General features: G+C 66.7%; 19 protein-coding genes and 4 pseudogenes. 12 read left to right on the forward strand and 11 right to left on the reverse strand.

Annotated elements, in window-relative coordinates; translation table 11 throughout:
* Nucleotides 1–70: 70 nt before the first annotated feature.
* The gene (locus VF643_RS03145; RefSeq protein ID WP_331041916.1) at nucleotides 71–727 is read right to left on the reverse strand and encodes a FliH/SctL family protein; all 657 of its coding nucleotides are present in this window, start codon (nucleotides 725–727) and stop codon (nucleotides 71–73) included.
* 1 nt (nucleotide 728) lies between these two features.
* The gene (locus tag VF643_RS03150) at nucleotides 729–1751 is read right to left on the reverse strand and encodes a flagellar motor switch protein FliG (RefSeq protein WP_331041933.1); all 1023 of its coding nucleotides are present in this window, start codon (nucleotides 1749–1751) and stop codon (nucleotides 729–731) included.
* A 112-nt stretch (nucleotides 1752–1863) separates the two neighbouring features.
* Here VF643_RS03150 and VF643_RS03155 point away from each other — a divergent pair, with 112 nt between their 5' ends.
* The 7 genes from VF643_RS03155 (at nucleotide 1864) to gyrB (ending at nucleotide 10206) form a co-directional block, all read left to right on the forward strand.
* A complete protein-coding gene (locus VF643_RS03155) occupies nucleotides 1864–4641 on the forward strand; it encodes a hypothetical protein (protein WP_331041917.1) in 2778 nt (925 codons plus the stop codon).
* Nucleotides 4642–4643: 2 nt separating this feature from the next.
* A complete protein-coding gene (locus VF643_RS03160; protein ID WP_331041918.1) occupies nucleotides 4644–5069 on the forward strand; it encodes a flagellar basal body protein in 426 nt (141 codons plus the stop codon).
* 114 nt (nucleotides 5070–5183) lie between these two features.
* Nucleotides 5184–5528, forward strand: coding sequence for a hypothetical protein (locus VF643_RS03165; RefSeq protein ID WP_331041919.1), 345 nt, complete (start codon nucleotides 5184–5186; stop codon nucleotides 5526–5528).
* Nucleotides 5462–5956 carry a Coq4 family protein gene (locus tag VF643_RS03170; protein WP_331041934.1) on the forward strand — a complete coding sequence of 165 codons (495 nt, stop codon included), beginning with the start codon at nucleotides 5462–5464 and terminating at the stop codon, nucleotides 5954–5956. Before VF643_RS03165 ends, VF643_RS03170 begins: the two co-directional genes overlap by 67 nt.
* Before the next feature lie 28 nt (nucleotides 5957–5984).
* Nucleotides 5985–7043 carry a DNA replication/repair protein RecF gene (recF, locus tag VF643_RS03175; RefSeq protein WP_331041920.1) on the forward strand — a complete coding sequence of 353 codons (1059 nt, stop codon included), beginning with the start codon at nucleotides 5985–5987 and terminating at the stop codon, nucleotides 7041–7043.
* 80 nt (nucleotides 7044–7123) lie between these two features.
* The gene (locus tag VF643_RS03180; protein ID WP_331041921.1) at nucleotides 7124–7597 is read left to right on the forward strand and encodes a hypothetical protein; all 474 of its coding nucleotides are present in this window, start codon (nucleotides 7124–7126) and stop codon (nucleotides 7595–7597) included.
* Between the two features lie 83 nt (nucleotides 7598–7680).
* Complete coding sequence (gyrB, locus tag VF643_RS03185) at nucleotides 7681–10206, forward strand: DNA topoisomerase (ATP-hydrolyzing) subunit B (protein WP_331041922.1); 2526 nt, start codon at nucleotides 7681–7683, stop codon at nucleotides 10204–10206.
* Between the two features lie 68 nt (nucleotides 10207–10274).
* Here gyrB and VF643_RS03190 read toward each other — a convergent pair whose 3' ends face one another.
* From VF643_RS03190 to VF643_RS03230, 9 genes and pseudogenes are all read right to left on the reverse strand, one after another.
* Complete coding sequence (locus VF643_RS03190) at nucleotides 10275–10901, reverse strand: response regulator (RefSeq protein WP_331041923.1); 627 nt, start codon at nucleotides 10899–10901, stop codon at nucleotides 10275–10277.
* 134 nt (nucleotides 10902–11035) lie between these two features.
* Nucleotides 11036–11206, reverse strand: a complete 171-nt coding sequence (locus tag VF643_RS03195) for a hypothetical protein (RefSeq protein WP_331041924.1) — start codon at nucleotides 11204–11206, stop codon at nucleotides 11036–11038.
* Between the two features lie 48 nt (nucleotides 11207–11254).
* Nucleotides 11255–11446 (reverse strand): hypothetical protein, encoded by a 192-nt coding sequence (locus VF643_RS03200; RefSeq protein ID WP_331041935.1) that lies wholly within the window; start codon nucleotides 11444–11446, stop codon nucleotides 11255–11257.
* Between the two features lie 122 nt (nucleotides 11447–11568).
* Nucleotides 11569–11784, reverse strand: a pseudogene (locus VF643_RS03205) (CHASE sensor domain-containing protein); the annotation flags it as partial.
* A gap of 54 nt (nucleotides 11785–11838) precedes the next feature.
* A pseudogene (locus tag VF643_RS03215) lies at nucleotides 11839–13202 on the reverse strand (TonB-dependent receptor domain-containing protein).
* Nucleotides 13203–13260: 58 nt separating this feature from the next.
* Nucleotides 13261–13755, reverse strand: a complete 495-nt coding sequence (locus tag VF643_RS03220) for a hypothetical protein (RefSeq protein ID WP_331041927.1) — start codon at nucleotides 13753–13755, stop codon at nucleotides 13261–13263.
* 16 nt (nucleotides 13756–13771) lie between these two features.
* Nucleotides 13772–14086 (reverse strand): annotated as a pseudogene (locus VF643_RS16090) (TonB-dependent receptor plug domain-containing protein); the annotation flags it as partial.
* Between the two features lie 24 nt (nucleotides 14087–14110).
* Nucleotides 14111–14308 (reverse strand): hypothetical protein, encoded by a 198-nt coding sequence (locus VF643_RS03225; RefSeq protein ID WP_331041928.1) that lies wholly within the window; start codon nucleotides 14306–14308, stop codon nucleotides 14111–14113.
* Between the two features lie 30 nt (nucleotides 14309–14338).
* Nucleotides 14339–15181, reverse strand: coding sequence for a methyltransferase domain-containing protein (locus tag VF643_RS03230; RefSeq protein WP_331041929.1), 843 nt, complete (start codon nucleotides 15179–15181; stop codon nucleotides 14339–14341).
* Between the two features lie 89 nt (nucleotides 15182–15270).
* Between VF643_RS03230 and VF643_RS03235 the strand changes: the two are divergent.
* From VF643_RS03235 to VF643_RS03255, 5 genes and pseudogenes are all read left to right on the forward strand, one after another.
* Nucleotides 15271–15477: pseudogene (locus VF643_RS03235) on the forward strand (double zinc ribbon domain-containing protein); the annotation flags it as partial.
* Between the two features lie 9 nt (nucleotides 15478–15486).
* Complete coding sequence (locus VF643_RS03240) at nucleotides 15487–15996, forward strand: ComF family protein (protein ID WP_331041936.1); 510 nt, start codon at nucleotides 15487–15489, stop codon at nucleotides 15994–15996.
* A 31-nt stretch (nucleotides 15997–16027) separates the two neighbouring features.
* On the forward strand, nucleotides 16028–16285 hold the full coding sequence (grxC, locus tag VF643_RS03245; protein WP_331041930.1) for a glutaredoxin 3: 258 nt from the start codon (nucleotides 16028–16030) through the stop codon (nucleotides 16283–16285).
* Entirely contained in the window at nucleotides 16282–17100 is an 819-nt protein-coding gene (locus tag VF643_RS03250; protein ID WP_331041931.1) for a carbon-nitrogen hydrolase family protein, read from the forward strand. Before grxC ends, VF643_RS03250 begins: the two co-directional genes overlap by 4 nt.
* Nucleotides 17097–17519: a DUF1178 family protein gene (locus VF643_RS03255; RefSeq protein ID WP_331041932.1), complete on the forward strand. Its 423-nt coding sequence runs from the start codon at nucleotides 17097–17099 to the stop codon at nucleotides 17517–17519. The genes VF643_RS03250 and VF643_RS03255 overlap by 4 nt, the downstream gene beginning before the upstream one ends.
* The last annotated feature ends 155 nt before the right edge of the window (nucleotides 17520–17674 follow it).

Genomic DNA, 17674 nt, shown 5'->3' on the forward strand with positions numbered 1-17674 from the left:
GGCTATGGGATCATTATAGGCGGCGGTGGTTGGGGCAGTTCTTGCCGGGTAGGAAAAACTTGCCGGGGTATTATTGCGGCAGAACCGCGGCCAGCGAGGCGCGCACGGTGGCGGCACGCGCTGCCGCATCCAGGACGAGTCCGCCCTGTTCCCAGTGGATATGCGCGTCGCCGATCGGTAGTGCCGGGTCGGCGGTGACGGTGAGTGCCAGACGCCTGCGGTCGGCGCTCTGTCGGACGGCGATCAGCCGTTCCATTTCGTCGACCAGCGCGGGCGCGACGGTGATCTGCACCTCTTGCCCGCGCGCGACCTGGCGCAGGACGCGGCCTATGGCGGCGTCGATCGCGGCACCCGGGGCATGGGCCAGCGCCCGGGCGGCCAGCAACTCGGCGGCGGCATGTGCGACCACAGCTGCCTCGCGCGCGGCTTCGTCGGTGATGGCGTCCAGGCTGGCCTCCATCGTCTCCATCGTGGCGTGAAGCGCATCGGTGGCCGACAGCAGTGCCTCCTCGCGCTCGGTGCGTGCATAGGCCAGCCCCGCTTCGAAGCCGTCGGCGCGCGCGCGCGCCAGTTCCTCGTCGAAGCGCTTTTGCGCGCTCGCAAGCTCTGCCTCCAGCGACGAAGCGCGCACCCGCCAGTCGTCGATGCTCGCATCGTCGAGCGTGATGTCGCCGGCGTCGAACACCTGGTCGAACGCAAAAGGCTTGATGTGCAAGCTGCTGGCCATGTCAGGCGATCATCGTGTCGTTGCTCTTGGGATCGACCAGCATGATCTCGCCTGAATCGGCAAGGGTCTTGGCGAGCCGGACCAGCGCGTTCTGCGCCTCGTCGCAATCGCGGGCACGCACCGGTCCCATCCCGGCCATGTCCTCGCGCATCAGCTTGGCCGAACGCTCGGTCATCGACCCCATGAAAAGCTGCTTGATATGTTCGGGCGCGCCCTTGAGCGCCAGAGCCATCTGCCGCTTGTCGGCCTGGCGGACGATCACCGCGATGGCGGCGGGCAGCAAGGTGCCGAGATCCTCGAAGGTGAACATCAGCGAACGGATGCGGTCGGCGGTCTCAGGCGCCTGTTCGTCGAGCGCGCCCAGCATCGCCTCCTCGGTCGCGCGGTCCATCGCATTGAAGACCTCGGCCATGGATTCGTGCGGGTCGCGGCGTTGCGAGCGCGACAGATTGCTCATGAACTCGCTGCGCAGCGTCGCCTCGACCTGGAGCAGCACGTCCTTCTGCACGGTTTCCATACGGAGCATCCGCTGGACGACGTCGATCGCGATCTCCTGTGGCAATTGGCCCAGTACGCGCGCGGCGTGATCGGCCTTCAGCTTGGAAAGGATGACCGCGACGGTCTGCGGATATTCGTTCTTCAGATAGCCCGCCAGCACGGTTTCGCTGACGTTCGACAATTTGTCCCACATCGTGCGGCCGGCGGGGCCGCGGATGTCCTCCATGATCTCACGCACGCGGTCGCCGGGCAGGATACCGTCCAGGAGGCGTTCGGTCGTCTCGTACGACCCGTGGAGCGTGTTCATGCTCGACACCTCGCCCGAAAACGACACGAGCAGATATTCGGCGACATGCGCGGGCACACGGCCCAGCGTGGCGATGGCCGCGGACAAGTCCTTGATCTCCTCGACCGACAGATGCTCCCAGATCGGTGCGCCATGTTCCTTGCCGAGCACCAGCATCAGCGCGGCGGCGCGTTCAGGGCCGGAGTAGCGTTTGAGTTCCACGGGCTCCACGGTCATCATGTTCACGGGCGGTTCTCCAGCCTTTGTATGCGCAGGCGCCGACCGCGGCGCACGTTTCCATCCTATTATAGAGTGGAAGCGGACGAACCGGACGGCCGCTCACGAGGTTAACATGGCAAATATCTCGAATGGTTTGGCGGCACTCAGCGTCCTGACCGGGTCCAATGCAGCAGCCGATTTCGCCGCCTCGACGGCGACTCTCGAGACACGTGCCCAGCGCAAGGCCAGGGCAGCCTTCACCGCGCCGCCGACGACGCCACCGTGGAAGGAAAAGCCCTCCGCCGTTCCAGAATCGGCGCAGGTTTCGGCGATCAAGACGATGAAGACGATCATCGACAAGAACGCCAGCACGATTGGCCCGGACGGCAAGACGCTGCCCGAGGACGTGCGGACCACGTTCGTCACGTACAAGGCGCTCGATCGCCTGAGGCTGCTGGCCGAGAGCGCGGCCAAGCCGACGACCGGATCGGCCGAACGCGCCAATTTGCAGAAGAGCTTTGCAAAGGGGTTGGCCGACCTGAAAACCTATCTCGGCAGCGCGCCGTCCGATGATGTCGATCTGGCGTTCGGCAAGCTCGCGCGTCAGGCGCTGTCGGTCGGCGTGGCATCGCCGTCTTCGCTGAGCGCCGCGAGCATCCCCGGCAAGGGCGTGCGCGACACGCGCGACGGCGCGCTGGCGGGCTTCAAGGGCGATGAAGTCCTCAAGATCGACCTCGCGCAGCTCGGCGCCAAAGACAGCCTGACGATCGACCTGGCAAAGACGCCCCAGCCGCCGACGCTGGACACCGTGGCGGATGCGATGAATGCTGCGATCAAGGCCATTCCGCGGCTGGACGCCAAGGGCGCGGTGGTGATGGAGAACGGCAAACCGGTGCCGCGCTGGCAGGTCAGCTTCGAGCCGGCCAAGAACGGCGACAAATGGGGAATGGCGGTCAAGCGTGGTGGCTTCGAGACCATCTCCATCGACCAGGTCGGCGGCGGCGACGCCGTCATGGTGGCCAGCGGCCTGACCGAGCGCGTGCCGCTGGCGGCTGGAGTCCCGAGCGGCACCACGCCGCCGCTCAATACACCGGCGGACACCCGGATTCTGCGGCTCGACGATCCTGCCGGCACGATGGAGCGGCGTACGCTGTCCACGATCGCTGCGGTCGATCGCATCGGCACCGAACGCTCCGCCGTCGCGGCGGAAGCCGATCTGACCCGCAAGACCAAGGAGCAGACGGTGATCGCCGCCACGCCGGCGCGTGGCATCGCGACCGACGCGCAAGGCTTCAGCTACGTCGTCGGCACAACCGCCGGCGACCTGCGCGGCAACGTGTCGGATGGCGGCGACGACATGATCCTGACCAAGGTCGACAGCGAAGGCACTGTCGTGTGGCAGCGCGGGCTGGGTGCGGCCGGCGCGGCGCAGGGCGCTGCGGTGACGATCGCACCCGACGGCGGCATCGTCGTGGCGGGAACGGTCACCGGCAACTTCGACGGCGCCAGTGCCGACGGCGATCTGGTCGTCACCCGCTTCGATGCGCAGGGCAATGAAGCCTTCTCCTCGCTGGTGCGCTCGGTCGGCAAGCAGACTGCGACGGCGGTCGCAGTCGGTGCGGACGGCATGATCTATGTCGGCGGCAAGAACGACAGCGGCGATGCGGTCCTGGCGCGGATCGACGCGGCCGGCAAGCCGGTCCAGCAGTTTCGTATCAAGACGGCGGGCACCGACGAGGTGAAGGCGCTGGCCATCGGCGCCGACGGCCAACTGCTGGCGCTGACCGGCGAAAGCGGCCGGGCGATGCTGCGGCGGATCGACAAGGCGGACCTGACCAAGGAACTGGCCTCGATCGATCTGGGCAAGGCCGATGCCCGGGCGATCGCTATCGACGCTGATGGCGCCATTGCGGTCGTAGGCGCGGCGGATGACAACATGCCGGGAACGCAGGTCAATAGCCGCGCGGGCGGGCGCGATGGCTTCGTCGCGCGCATCGATGCCGCGCTCAGCAGCAGCAAGGTGACCTATCTCGGCTCCACGGGGGAGGATCAGGCGGACAGCGTGTCGTTCCTGGGCGATACGCTTTACATAGGCGGCCGGACCACGGGCAAGCTGGGCTTGGAGCGAACCGGAGATGTCGACGGTTTCGTCGCCCGGGTGGATGCCGCGACAGGCGCGATCGGCAAGACGCAGCAGTTCGGCACGATCGCCGCCAAGACGCAGCCCGTGCATGTCTCCGCTGTCGCCGGCGGCAACAGCGTGCTCGGCAAGTTGGGCCTGCATCGCGGCACGCTGACTCCGACCGACGCGGTGACGCTCGAGGCGCAGACGGCGTTGCGTGCGGGCGACGAATTCTCGATCCGAATCAACGGCGGCGCCATCCGCAAGGTGACGATCGGCGAGAAGGATACGCTGACCACGCTTGCCAACCAGGTGCGCACGCTAATCGGCAGCAGGGCCGCGTCGGTGAGCACGCCCGCGAAGGGCAGCGCCCGGGCGCTGCGGATCGACGTGAAGCCCGGAAACGAACTCGAATTGATCGCAGGCGCGAGCGGCAAGGACGCGCTGGTCAAGCTCGGCCTGGACGCGCGCCGCATCGCCTCGCCCGCTATCGTCGACAAGGATGCGCCCAAGGTGCGTCCGGGCGGGAGCTTCGCGCTGGGGCTGACGGAGGCGCTGCGGCTCGATACCAAGACGGAGGCGGGCAATTCGCTGGCACAGATCAAGCAGGCACTGTCGCTTTCCCAGACAGCCTATCGTTCGCTTTATTGGGACGAAACCAAGGCGCAGGCCGCGGACGCCCCCATCAGCAACGGGCGGCGTCCGGCATCGACCGCGATCGAGCAGGGGCAACTCGCCAATTACCAGGCAGCGCTGACGCGGCTGTCCGGCAGCTTCACGGGGTTCTGACGATGGCAGATGGCGTATCGACCTTGGTCGCGGGCATCACGCGCGAGATGAAGCATCTGGCGGACCGTCAGCGTGTAATTGCGCAGAATATCGCGAACAGCGAAACGCCGGGATACAAGGCGCGCGATGTCGAAGCGCCGGATTTCGGGGCGTTGCTGGGCCAGCATGGCAGCGCGGGCGCGGGCAAGGTCGCTCGGCCGCATGTCGAGATCACCGGCAGCATGAAGGCGTTGGGCGCGCGCGGCCCGCGGGGCGGCCCCATTGTTCTGGACCACGACGTGAGCGAGACGAAGCCCGACGGCAACAACGTGACGCTGGAAGATCAATTGTTGAAGATGAGCAAGATCCAGGCGGATTTCACCGCGATGACCAATCTCTATCGCAAGCAGCAGTCCTTGATGAAGGCGGCGATCGGCAAGAACGGCTGATCCAATGTCGCCACGCTCCCGTTGCACGTCGAAGCCGTGTTGAAGACGCCACCGTCCGATTGCCGAACCTGCGACTCGCTGCTATTGACAGTGTTGTCAGTAAGGAAAGGTGCCATGACCACTCCGACCTATCAGGTTCCTCGCCGCGACTGGCGCGCCGCCGCACGGGCGCTGCGGACGCTTCTGGCTAATGGCGACGATACCGCGCAGGTGTTCGTGATAATGCGATCGCTCAACGGCAATCAGGTGCCGCGCCAGTTCGCGCAGCTGATGGCAACGCCCGAGGGTCCAAGGCTGGCATATCGGCGGGTGGAACTTGCCGAACGTTTTCCGATCCCGCCTTCATCGCCAGTTTCGCGCCAGGCACGGTCGGTGCGGCGTATCGCGCCTTCCTGGATGAGACGGGCTATACCGCGGCGGGTCTGGCCGGGATTTCCAATCTCGACGGTGCGCCGCTGATCGAACACCCTTATGCCTGGTTCGGTCGGCGTACGCGCGACTGTCACGACATCTGGCATGTGCTCACCGGCTACAAGGCGGATGAAACGATGGGCGAGGCGGCGCTGGTCGCGTTCAGCTACGCGCAGACCGGCGGACTCGGCTGGGCTTTCATCGGCGCGGGGGCAGCACTCAAGAGCATACGGGTTACCGGCGGTACGCTGTTCGCGCGCGCGGTGTGGGAAGGCTATCGCAACGGCCGCAAGGCGGCGTGGCTGATGGGTGAGGATTACGAAGCGCTGATGCACGAACCGCTGGAGGCGGCGCGCACGCGGCTGCGGATTCCCGAGCCGCTTGCCTATCGCAAGGCGCAGGCGGTGCTGGGTGCGCAGCTTGCCTCCTATGCCAGTGCGCAGAAGGATGCTGGGCAAGCACGCGCGCTCGCCTAAACCGCTGGCTTCGCTAAACAGGCGGGCGATGCTCACCCGCCTGGTCCTGACTGATTTCCGCAATCACGCCGATCTGACGCTGGCGCCAGGCGACGGGTTCGTCGTGCTGACCGGGGAGAACGGCGCGGGCAAGACCAATGTGCTCGAGGCGGTGTCGCTGCTCGCGCCGGGTCGCGGGCTACGGCGTGCGGCGCTCTCCGCGATGGCGCGGATCGACGGGCCGGGAGGGTTCGGGGTGGCCGCGACGCTGGCCGACGACACCGCGCTGGCGACGGGTGCGCAGGTGTCGGCGCCCGAGCGACGCATCGTCAGGATCAACGGCGCCAGCGCCAATGCCGCTGGGCTGGCGGAGCGGGTGACGATCCTGTGGCTCACGCCCGCGATGGACCGGTTGTTCGTCGAGGGCGCAGGTGAGCGCCGGCGGTTCCTCGATCGGTTGGTGCTGGCGCTGTTCACGACCCACGCGGTCCATGCCGCGCGCTATGAAGCGGCGATGCGCGCGCGCAACCGGTTGCTGGCCGACGCGGCGCCCGATGGCGATTGGCTCTCGGCGTTGGAGACACGGATGGCCGAACACGGCGCGGCGATCGACAGCGCGCGGCGGGAGACGGTCGCGCTGCTGGCCGACGTGTTGGCGAAGCAACCCGCGGGGGTGTTCCCGCGAGCGACCTTGGCGTTGGCGGGTGACATCTTGCCCGGCGACTTGGCGGATGCGCTCCGCCGCGGTCGCGCGCGCGATGCCGCGGCCGGGCGGACGCTGATCGGGCCGCACCGCGCCGATCTGGCGGTCGCTCATGTCGACAAGGCGCAGCCCGCGGCGCTTGCTTCGACGGGCGAGCAGAAGGCGCTGCTGCTCGGCATCGTCCTGGCGCATGCCGATCTGGTCGCCGAACGCGTGGGCCGCGCACCCGTGCTGCTGCTCGACGAGGTAGCGGCGCACCTTGATCCGCTACGCCGTGCCGGGTTGTTCGCGCGGCTGCGCGGGCGCGGGCAGGTGTGGATGACCGGCACGGAGGAGGCGCTGTTTGCCGAGGCGGGGGAGGGAACCAGGTACGTAATTGCGGGTGGCGACCACCGACCACATTGACGTATCAACCGGCAGCCAGGCCGCATAGGCATGACGGAGTTTCAGTAGGCGTATTTCCGATCCGGCGACAGGAGGACGCAATGCTTACTCTGGATGAGGCCCGCGAGATCGTGCGGGCCGTCAAACGCGATCCGGAATGCCAACGGCGGATCAATTCGTTCCTATCTGCCGTTCCCGCCGGTCTGGGTATCTCGGGAAGTCTGCGCAATTGGGGTTACGTGCTCACCAATCGCGATCCCACCGAGGTGGATACCGCGAACATGGTCTGCACGGGTATCGCCGATGCCACCATGAAGGCGATCGGCACCGACTCTCTTTGTCGCGCGGCGCTGCGCCGTATCGACCGCGCCGATACGATCGACCGCCTCCATCTTGGAACGCATCACACCGCAACCAGCATTAAGATGGCAGATGGGAAGACCTATGTGTTCGACTGGCACGCCACGCTGAACATCGGTAATCCCCTCCTTTATCCCAGCGCCGCTGCGTTCGTGTCTGGCAGCGGGTCCGTGACCTTTGCAGACTTTCTCGGGTTCGACCTGCCGAACAAGTGATGTTCGCGAGCGGGCAATGACCTCCAACCCGTCAGGCGGCCATTTCGCTTCCGTTCCGGCGCTCCCATCCCTATAAGCTCGGCATGAACGACACGCCCCAAAGCTCCAGCCAAGACTCCGCCGAAAACCCTAACAAGAACGATTACGGCGCCTCCTCGATCAAGGTGCTTAAGGGCCTGGACGCGGTGCGCAAGCGGCCGGGGATGTATATCGGCGATACCGACGACGGTTCGGGCCTGCACCATATGGTGTTCGAGGTGTCGGACAATGCGATCGACGAAGCGCTGGCCGGGCATTGCGACCGGATCGACATCCAGTTGAACGCGGACGGATCGGTCAGCGTCACCGACAACGGCCGCGGCATCCCGACCGGTATCCACCCCGAGGAAGGCGTGTCGGCGGCCGAGGTCATCATGACCCAGTTGCACGCGGGCGGAAAGTTCGAGAATACGTCGGACGACAATGCCTACAAGGTGTCGGGCGGGTTGCACGGCGTCGGCGTGTCGGTGGTCAATGCGCTGAGCGAATGGCTCGACCTGACGATCTGGCGCGATGGCGAAGAGAATTGCATGCGCTTCGCGTTCGGCGATGCGGTCGCGCCGCTCAAGCGGGTCGGTGATGCCGTTGGCAAGAAGGGGACGCGCGTCACCTTCCTGCCTTCGCCCGCCACCTTCAAGATCGTCGAATTCGATTTCGACAAGCTGGAACACCGCTATCGCGAACTGGCGTTCTTGAATTCGGGCGTGCGCCTGTTCCTGACCGATGCACGGCACGACGAACCCAAGACGGTCGAACTCTATTACGAAGGCGGCATCGCGGCGTTCGTGAAATATCTCGATCGCGCCAAGACCCCGCTGATGCCCGAGCCGGTGGCGATCAGCGGCACCCGCGACGACGTGACCATCGACGTCGCGCTGGAGTGGAACGACAGTTATTACGAGAACGTCCTCGCCTTCACGAACAACATACCCCAGCGCGACGGCGGCACGCATCTGGCCGCGTTCCGCGCCGCGCTGACGCGCACGCTGAACAATTATGCCGACAAATCGGGGATGTTGAAGAAGGAAAAGGTCACGCTGACCGGCGACGACATGCGCGAAGGGCTGACCGCGATCGTCTCGGTCAAGCTGCCCGACCCGAAGTTCAGTTCGCAGACGAAGGACAAGCTGGTTTCGTCCGAGGTCCGCCAGCCGCTGGAATCGCTGATGGCGGACAAGCTGGCGCAGTGGCTGGAGGAAAATCCAGGCCACGCACGCAGCATCATCGGCAAGGTGATAGACGCGGCGGCGGCGCGCGAGGCCGCCAAGAAGGCGCGCGAACTGACCCGGCGCAAGGGCGTGATGGACATCGGCGGCTTACCCGGGAAGCTCCACGACTGCCGCGAGAAGGACGCGTCCAAGGCCGAATTGTTCATTGTCGAGGGTGATTCCGCCGGCGGCTCCGCCAAATCGGGGCGCGACAGCGAATATCAGGCGATCCTGCCGATCCGCGGCAAGATCCTCAACGTCGAGCGCGCGCGCCACGACCGGATGCTGTCGTCCAAGGAGATCATCTCGCTGATCCAGGCGATGGGGACCGGCATCGGGCGTGAGGAGTTCAGCCTCGCCAAGCTGCGCTATCACAAGATCGTCATCATGACCGACGCTGACGTTGACGGCGCGCATATCCGCACGCTGCTGCTGACCTTCTTCTACCGCCAGATGCCCGAGATCATCGCCGCGGGGCACCTCTTCATCGCGCAGCCGCCGCTGTACAAGGCGACGAAGCACCGGTCGGAAGTGTATCTGAAGGACGATGCCGCGCTCGACGATTATCTGGTCGATGCCGGCGTCGCGGCGATGATGCTGGAGACCGCCGGCGGTCCGCGTTTCGGCCCCGATCTCAAGGACGTGGTCGATCATGCGCGGCGGATGCGCACGCTGATGCGCTACGTGCCGCGGCGCTACGACGCGATGATAATCGAGGCGCTGGCGCTGGGCGGGGCGCTCGATCCCGCACTCGATCGGGCGGCGCGGGAAGCGGCAGTGCGCGGTGTGGTGGGCCGGTTGGACGATGGCGACGTCGAGGCACGCTGGTCGGCGCGGCTGACCGAGGAGGGCGGCGTTCATTTCGAGCGGCTGTGGCGCGGCGTGACCGATCACCACATCGTCGAGGCCGGCTTCCTGGCGTCGGCCGAGGCGCGCAAACTCCACGCGTTGACCGCGGAGCAGGCCGAGAGCTTCGCGACCGAGGCCAAACTGGTGCCGATGAAGGGCCTGGCGCAGGTCGCGGCGCCCGAGGATGATCTCGCCACCGACGAAGACGGCAACGTGACGACGATCGCGCGCGGCCAATCGCGCGTCTCGCGCCCCAGCCAGCTGTTGGAGGCGATTCTCGCCGCCGGGCGCAAGGGCCTTGCCATCCAGCGCTACAAGGGGCTGGGCGAGATGAACGCCGAGCAGCTTTGGGAAACCACGCTCGATCCTCAGGTGCGGACGATGTTGCGCGTCACGAGTGACGACGTCAGCGCCGCAGACGAGGTTTTCAGCCGGCTGATGGGCGAGGTCGTCGAGCCACGTCGCGAGTTCATCCAGGACAATGCCCTGAACGTCGCGAACCTCGACGTCTGAGTTCGCGTTCGCACGGACTCTGAAGTCGCGGATTGTGCTGGGCGAAGTCTTGGACGGTTCGACGGCCTCTACTTCGGATCGTCGAGCAACCCGGCCAGTTTGGAAGCCAGCGCCTCGATCGGATAGGGCTTGGTCAATAGATGATGGCCATCGGCCAGAGCACCGGCCGCGGCTTCGCTGTAGCCGGTGGTCAGAACAATCTTCAACGCCGGCCAGGCTTTCGCAATCGCACGCGCCAGATCCAAGCCGCCCATTGTGCCGGGCATGACCATGTCGCTGAATACCAGATCGAACCGATGGTCGCGCGCCAGCAGGTCCAGCGCGGCTTCGGCGCTCGCGACCCGCGCGAACGCATAGCCAAGCTCGCCCAGCATCTCGCCGACCAGTTCGGCGACGCTGTCATCGTCCTCCACCAGCAGCAGGCGATGGGTGCCCGCGGACAGGCTCATCGCCGCCGCCGGTGCGACGCTGCCGGGCAGCGGCTTGTCGGAACACGGTAGCACGAGCGACATGGTGGTGCCGCGTCCGAGTTCGCTTTCCACCCGCACATCACCGCCCGATGAGCGCGCGAACCCATACACCTGGCCCAGGCCCAGGCCCGTGCCCTTGCCCACGCCCTTGGTCGTGAAGAACGGTTCGAAAACCTTTTGCAGATTGTCGGCCGAGATGCCGGTGCCGCTGTCGGTGATCGACATCCGGATCAGCGCGGCACCGTCTCCGTCACCGGCTCGGCTGCGATTCGGATGGCGCCGCCGTCCGGCATCGCGTTGAGCGCGATGTTGAGCACCGCGACCTCGAGTCGGCTTCAACGGCGATTTGCGTGCGAAGGTCAGCAACTGCTGGTCAGCTTGGGGCCGCGGTCGATCGCCTGGCGAATGCCCAGCTTCATCCGCTCGCGCCGCGCGGGATCGCTGGTGCGGTCGAGCAGGTCGAGGCCGCTTGACGCGACCATCAGCAGATTGTTGAAGTCGTGGGCGACGCCTCCCGTCAACTGCCCCATCGCCTCCATCTTCTGCGCCTGGCGCAGCGCCTCCTCGGCCTGTTCTCGCTACGCGCTCTCGTCACGCAGCCGGACATGGGCGCGGCTGACGGAAGCATAGGCAGTGCCCGACACGGCGACCAATAGCGACGCCATGATGACGATAAGAGCGATCCCGACATACCTTGTGCCCCGCCGCCCCCAGCTTTCCGACGAGACGCGCAGATAGACCGCGCCCAGCCGCGTGTCGTTCTGCCGCACCGCGGTGGTGACGAAGAGATCGTCGCCACGCTCGATCCCGGCGCGCCTGATGAAACCGTCTGCGGCAGCGGACCGCTGCGGGTGAAGCCGGCGGCGAGCGCGCCGTCCGTTCCATAAACCCCCGCGGCCCGGATCGTGTCATTGGCCTTCAGGGCGGCGAGATAGTCGTTGATCGTCGCCGCATCGTCGAACGCCAAAGGCGCGGCGACACTGCGCGCCAGAATCTCTGACTGCACGGTGATGGTGCGGATGCGCTCGGCGCGGCGTCCCTGCTCGTTCTGGATGCCCAGCACGAGGCTGACCGCGAGAAGCGCCAGCGCAGGAGGATCGGCGCCCACGGCGCGACCGCGAACAACCCGTCCATCGGCTGGTCGCCGGGGCGAAGGCGCCGATCACCCATTGGTAGCGATCGCAAGGCCGAGCAGCTTGGAACTGACGTCCAATCCACTAGCGGCAGCGGCGGCGCGGTCGATGGTGAAACGCACGCGGCCTTGCCGCAAGACGAAGTGGATCATCCCGCCGACACTTTCTGGCGCTCGTCCGTGACGGTCAGCACTGGCTGCCCCGCGACAGAGCGCAGCATCTCCGCCGTCGGGGATGGCGATGCGCCCAGATACAGGATGTGACAATTGCCGAGGCCGTCCGCGCCGCGGATGCGGGTGACGACGATCGTCCTGCCGCCGACCCGCTGGCCGCGCACCGCAGCGTCGAGCGTGCCGCCGAAGGGGTCCGCGCCCGCGACGCAGATGCGGAGCGGCGTGCTGGCGGCGAACGCCTGCGGCGGCCAGCTGACGAACGGCGCGAACTTGTAGAGGAAATTGCCCTTTACGGCATATTCCAGGTTGGCGCCCGCGCCCTGGGCCGTGGCGGTCGCCAGGCACATCAGCGCGATCCCGCCGGCCATGCGGATCAAAGCCGCCATTGCAGCGCCGCCGTCACCTGTCGCGGGATAAGGTTGCCCGTCGATCCCGGATATTCCCGATGCGGCTTGTGGAGCAGGTTCGCGCCCACGATCGACAGCATCAGCCGGTCGCTCACAGTCCATCCCAGACGCGCGTCGAGTTCCAGATAGGCGTCGAGCCGAGGAGGGGCCGACATGGCGCACCATGCCGTCGAGCGTCACGCCGTTGCCCAAGTCCATTGCAGAACCCATCGTCGCCCGGTGCCTGGGGTCGCTCCCGAGCTGCGACAGGCCGGCAAAGCCGCTCGCGCCCTTTTGAAATTCGAAGCGTCCGCGCAGAAAGGAAAAGGATGCCGACAGCTTCCACCACGGCCGAACCTGCCAATCGGCCCAGCTGTCGATGCCGTAGCTATACCCTTGCAGGCCGTTGCCCCAGCGCAGCGGGATGAATCCGCCCGGCGCAGGCTCAATGCTGCGCAGATCGTCATAGGCGTTGTAGAACGCCGAGACCGACACGGCAAAGTCCGGGTCTGGCTGGAACCGCGTACCGCCCTCAAACGCGGTCAGCTTCTCCGATCGGAAGGCGGGCGAACCCTGGAGGAACAGCACGTTCCCCAGCGTCTCGACAACGTCGTTCTCGAACGGGGTCGACGATCGGATCGCACGCGACACCGCGCCCCAGAGCAGAAGGTCGGGCAAAGGCTTCCACGCCAGACGGACGTTGGGCAGGGGCGTCACGCCGGCGAACGGATTGTCCTCCAGCTTGATCCCGAGCACCAGATCGAGCGATGTGGTGAGCGCGATTGTATCCTGCGCGAAGGCGTTGGCGAGCCATAGGGTTCGGCTCGGCGGCACGAAATCCAGCCCGCCTGCGCCGCGATGTCATAGTGGCTTACCCGCGTGCCGCCGCCCACTACGATCCTGTGGCTGCTGCCAGCGTGAAGCCGTGCTGGAGATCGAGGTCGTAGGTATCGAGATCGAAGCGACCGCCGCCGTCGAGCGTTACCCTCGTGGTGCGATCGCAATAGCCCTGCACCTGGAAGTGCGATCCGCTCCCGCCGCGATTCCAGCGCGCCAGCAGGTTGCGGCCGATGATGCGCTCGTCGGCGCGGATCTGCCCGCGCGATCCCTGGTAGGCGTCTCCCTGAAGGGTCAGCCGGTCGAGTTCGGCCGGGGTCCAGTCCACGCGAAAGCCGCCCTGCACGCGCCAGCGCTCGTCCTGATCCCAAGCTGCGGCGTTGGTGCGCGTTCGGTCGCCCTTGATACCGCGGGCATAAATCGGGTAGCTGAGCGTATCGCCCGCGGTGGCGCCATAGCGCAGTCCCGCGACGCGTTCGAACGATCCGGCATGGGCCTCCGCCAGCACGCCCTGCGTGTCCGCGGCATTGCGGGTGATGATGTTGACCACACCGTTGACCGCATAGGGTCGCGCCCGGTCCGCTGATGACCTCGATCCGGCCGATGTCGGCCAGAACGACGTCCTGCATGTCCCAGTAGACGCCCGAGAATAGCGGTGTGTACACGCTGCGCCCGTCGATGAGCACGAGCAGCTTGTTCGCGAAGTGCTGTGCGGCCGGATTGCCGCTCTGCCCCCGTGCGCTGACGACATATTGGCTCGAACTCTGCCTTGCCACGACCAGATTGGGCGCCAGGCGGAGCGCTTCGGGGATCGACGTGGCGCCCGAACGCTGAATCGCATCACGGCCGATCACATAGATGGCGGCGGGCGCATCGCCCAGCGCCTGCGGCGTCTTCGTGACGGATCACACTTCCACATCGACGGCGGCAAGTTGATCGAGCGACATCTGCTGCAGGGTCTGGAAGGTCTGCCCGTGCGCTGCCCCTGAAGTATAGACGACAGCGAACGCGCAGCCGGCCAGCCTGGCGCTCGTCCAACCGCGACGTCGCACCTGCTCATTTTTCCTTTGAGCAATCATCGTTGCGTTTTCTACCGCCTGCACAGCCGATTGGAACGGAAATCGTACCGTTCTTCAGTCCGCCGATGGCCTCGACCGGAGTGCGTCTGCCAGCGATGTGGTCGCGCTGCCACGTCTTGCGGGCAGGGGCTGCGAGGCGTCCGGCGCCCAGCCGGTCAGGAAGACAATGTCGAACCGCTCGCGCACCCGCCCCGCCACATCGGCGCGGGCGGCAAAGGCCCTCGCCGCGGCGGCAAGGGTGGCCGAGGCGAGCGGAGCGCGGTTGCGCAGGACATTGGTCGCCGCCATGCCGCGCAGATCGCTCAGCAGGCGCCCTAGATCGCCATAGCCGACGTCGAGGGTCTCGACATCGGCCACGGGGAGGGCGAAACCGGCGCGCACCAGCAGGTCTCCGGCCGAGCGCACGTCGATCTGGGGATGCAGCCGGGCCGCGGGCGGCTCCGGCTCGGCGGCACGCAACGTGGCGCGCAACGCGGGGAGCGATCCGCCCCCCACGAACGCGGCTAGGAAAAGACCATCGGGGCGAAGCGCGCGTCGGGCCAGTGTCAGCGCGCCTGGTAGATCGTTGACCTGGTCCAGAACGCCGGCACTGACTACGCAATCGAACGCGCCATCGGCGAAGGGAAGGCAGTCTTCGTCCGCCTGTACGCCGCCGCTGCCGCGCGCAAAGGCGAAGCCGGAATCGCACCGCGCGACCCGTGCGCCTGGCGGCGCAGGGAAAGAGCCGTCGAAGCAGCCGAGATCCAGGATCGCTTCGAACGATCGCGTTACCGTCGCCAGTCGATCGGCGATACCGTCGAGCATCGCGGTACGCACGAAATCGTGGGCGGCATAGTCGGGCGCGGCGCGGTCGCGGCGGCGGCGGCGGGCGCCGCGGTCGAAGATATCTGGTGGCACGTTGCCTGTGTGGGCGTGCGGAATGGACGCGACAAGGGGGCGAGTGAGAAGGGGCTTGTGACGGCGGCCCTTGCACACGACAAGAGCGAGTGGATCTGCTCGCCCCCGTCCGCGCGCCGCTGCGCACCATTACGCGGCTCGCGCTGCCGCCGCGATGCCCGGCGTGTGGCGTGCCGGTGGCCGAGGATCACCGGTTTTGCAGCGGATGCTGGGATCGGCTGCGGTTTTTGGGTCCACCGTGGTGCGCACGTTGCTGTGCCCCCTTCGCCTATGATCGCGGCGACGGTGCCATATGCGCGCCGTGCATGGCGACGCCGCCGCCGCACGGCGGTGTGCGTGCGGCTGTGGCTTACGGCGATGTCGCGCGCACGCTCGCACTCGGGTTGAAATACGGCGGCAGGGCGGGGCTGGCGGAGACGATGGCCCGACCGATGGCGCGGCTGCTCCCGCCCGGCACCGATCGACTGGTGCCGGTGCCGCTCCACCGCTGGCGACTATGGCGGCGCAGCTACAATCAGGCTGCGCTGATCGCTTCGGCTGTTGGGCGGATTGGCGGCGTGCCGGTGGCGGTCGATGTGCTCGTGCGAAAGCGTCGTACCCCCGTGCTGCGCGGCTTGAGCGCGCGGGAGCGCAGGGCGGCGGTTGCGCGCGCCTTCGCGGTCCAACGCGACGTCAGTGGGGCCGCGATCGTGCTTGTGGACGATATTTACACCAGCGGTGCGACTGCGGACGCCTGCGCCCGCGCCTTGCTGGGGGCGGGGGCAAGGGCAGTGTCGGTATTATGCTGGGCACGGGTGATCGCGGGCGACGATTGACAAGCGCCACATCAGATCACAACTCAGGGCAATGGCGAAAGTTGAAATCTACACCAAGGCGTTCTGTCCCTATTGCACCCGCGCCAAGGCGCTGCTGGCATCCAAGGGTGTCGCGGCCGAGGAGTTCGACATCACGATGGGCGGGCCGAAACGCGCGGAGATGATCCAGCGCGCGAGCGGGCGCAGCACCGTGCCGCAAGTGTTCATCGACGGCCGCCATGTCGGCGGCTCCGACGATCTCGCCGCGCTCGATCGCGCGGGCAAGCTCGACCCCCTCCTGGGCGCGTGAGGGCAGCAATCCTCCAGATGACCGGCGGCGTCGACCCCGCCGCCAATGCCGATATTCTCACCGCAGCAGTTCAGGCCGCCGCCGCCGATGGTGCGACAATGCTGTTCACCCCAGAAATGTCGAACCTGATCGACCGGGATCGGGAACGGGCGGCGCGGGCAATCGCACCGGAATACGCCGACCCGGTGCTGGCCGAGGTTCGCTCGGCCGCCCGCGCGGCGGGATTGTGGGTCCACCTCGGCTCGCTTGCGGTTCGGCGTGCGGACGGGAGGCTGGCCAATCGGGCGTTCGTAATCGACGCGACCGGCACGATCGTCGCGCGCTATGACAAGCTGCATCTGTTCGATGTCGATCTGCCCAGCGGTGAGACCTGGCGAGAATCCGCGGCTTATGCGGCCGGCGACTGTGCGCGGGTTGTTGCGACACCGGTGGGCGCTCTCGGGCTGTCGATCTGTTATGACCTGCGCTTTGCGGCGCTATATGCCGCACTCAGTGACGCCGGCGCCCGCGTGCTGGCAATTCCGGCGGCCTTCACGCAGCCAACCGGTGTGGCCCATTGGGAGGTGCTGCTGCGCGCACGCGCGATTGAGTCCGCCGCCTGGGTCATCGCGGCGGCACAGACCGGCTGCCATGCCGATGGCCGGACGACTTATGGCCATTCCATCGTCGTCGATCCCTGGGGCGACGTGATACTGGACATGGGCACCGTTCCGGGTCTCGACTTCTTCGAGATCGACGACGCGCGAACGACAGACGTGCGGGCGCGCATCCCGGTGCTGGCGCATCGTCGCGCCATCCCGCCGGTGGAGCGGTGATCGTCTTCGATCTCAAATGCGCGTGCGCGCATGTCTTCGAAGCATGGTTTGCCTCGGGTACCGCCTTCGACGAGCAGGCCGCTGCTGGTCACATTCGTTGCCCGTTGTGTGACGACACCGCGATCACCAAGGCGGCGATGGCGCCCAACGTGGCGCCCAAAGGTAACCGGGGTGGCGCGGGCGCCGGTTCCAAGGCCGCGATCCAGGCTATCGCAAAGGCGCAAGCCAAGCTGCTCGAAGGATCGATTTGGGTCGGCAATGCTTTCGCGGGTCGGGCGCGCGCGATGCACGCGGGCGACGAGGCGCATGCAACGATCCACGGCCAAGCCACCCTTGCGGAAGCCAAGGCGCTGATGGACGAAGGTGTCGCCGTCGCTTCCCTACCACTGCCGATCGTGCCGCCAGAGGCGCTGAATTAATGGGGCGCCCAAGGCAGAGGTGGCTCGGCAAATCTGCACAGGCTGGTAAGTGGAGTTTCTGCCTGAAGGCGGCCAGCATGGCTGCCGAACAGGAGATCAGATGACGAAGCGAACACGCCGGAACCACAGCCCGGCCTTCAAGGCGAAGGTGGCCT

It is taken from the genome of Sphingomonas sp. (genome assembly GCF_036387595.1).
Lineage (GTDB): Bacteria > Pseudomonadota > Alphaproteobacteria > Sphingomonadales > Sphingomonadaceae > Sphingomonas.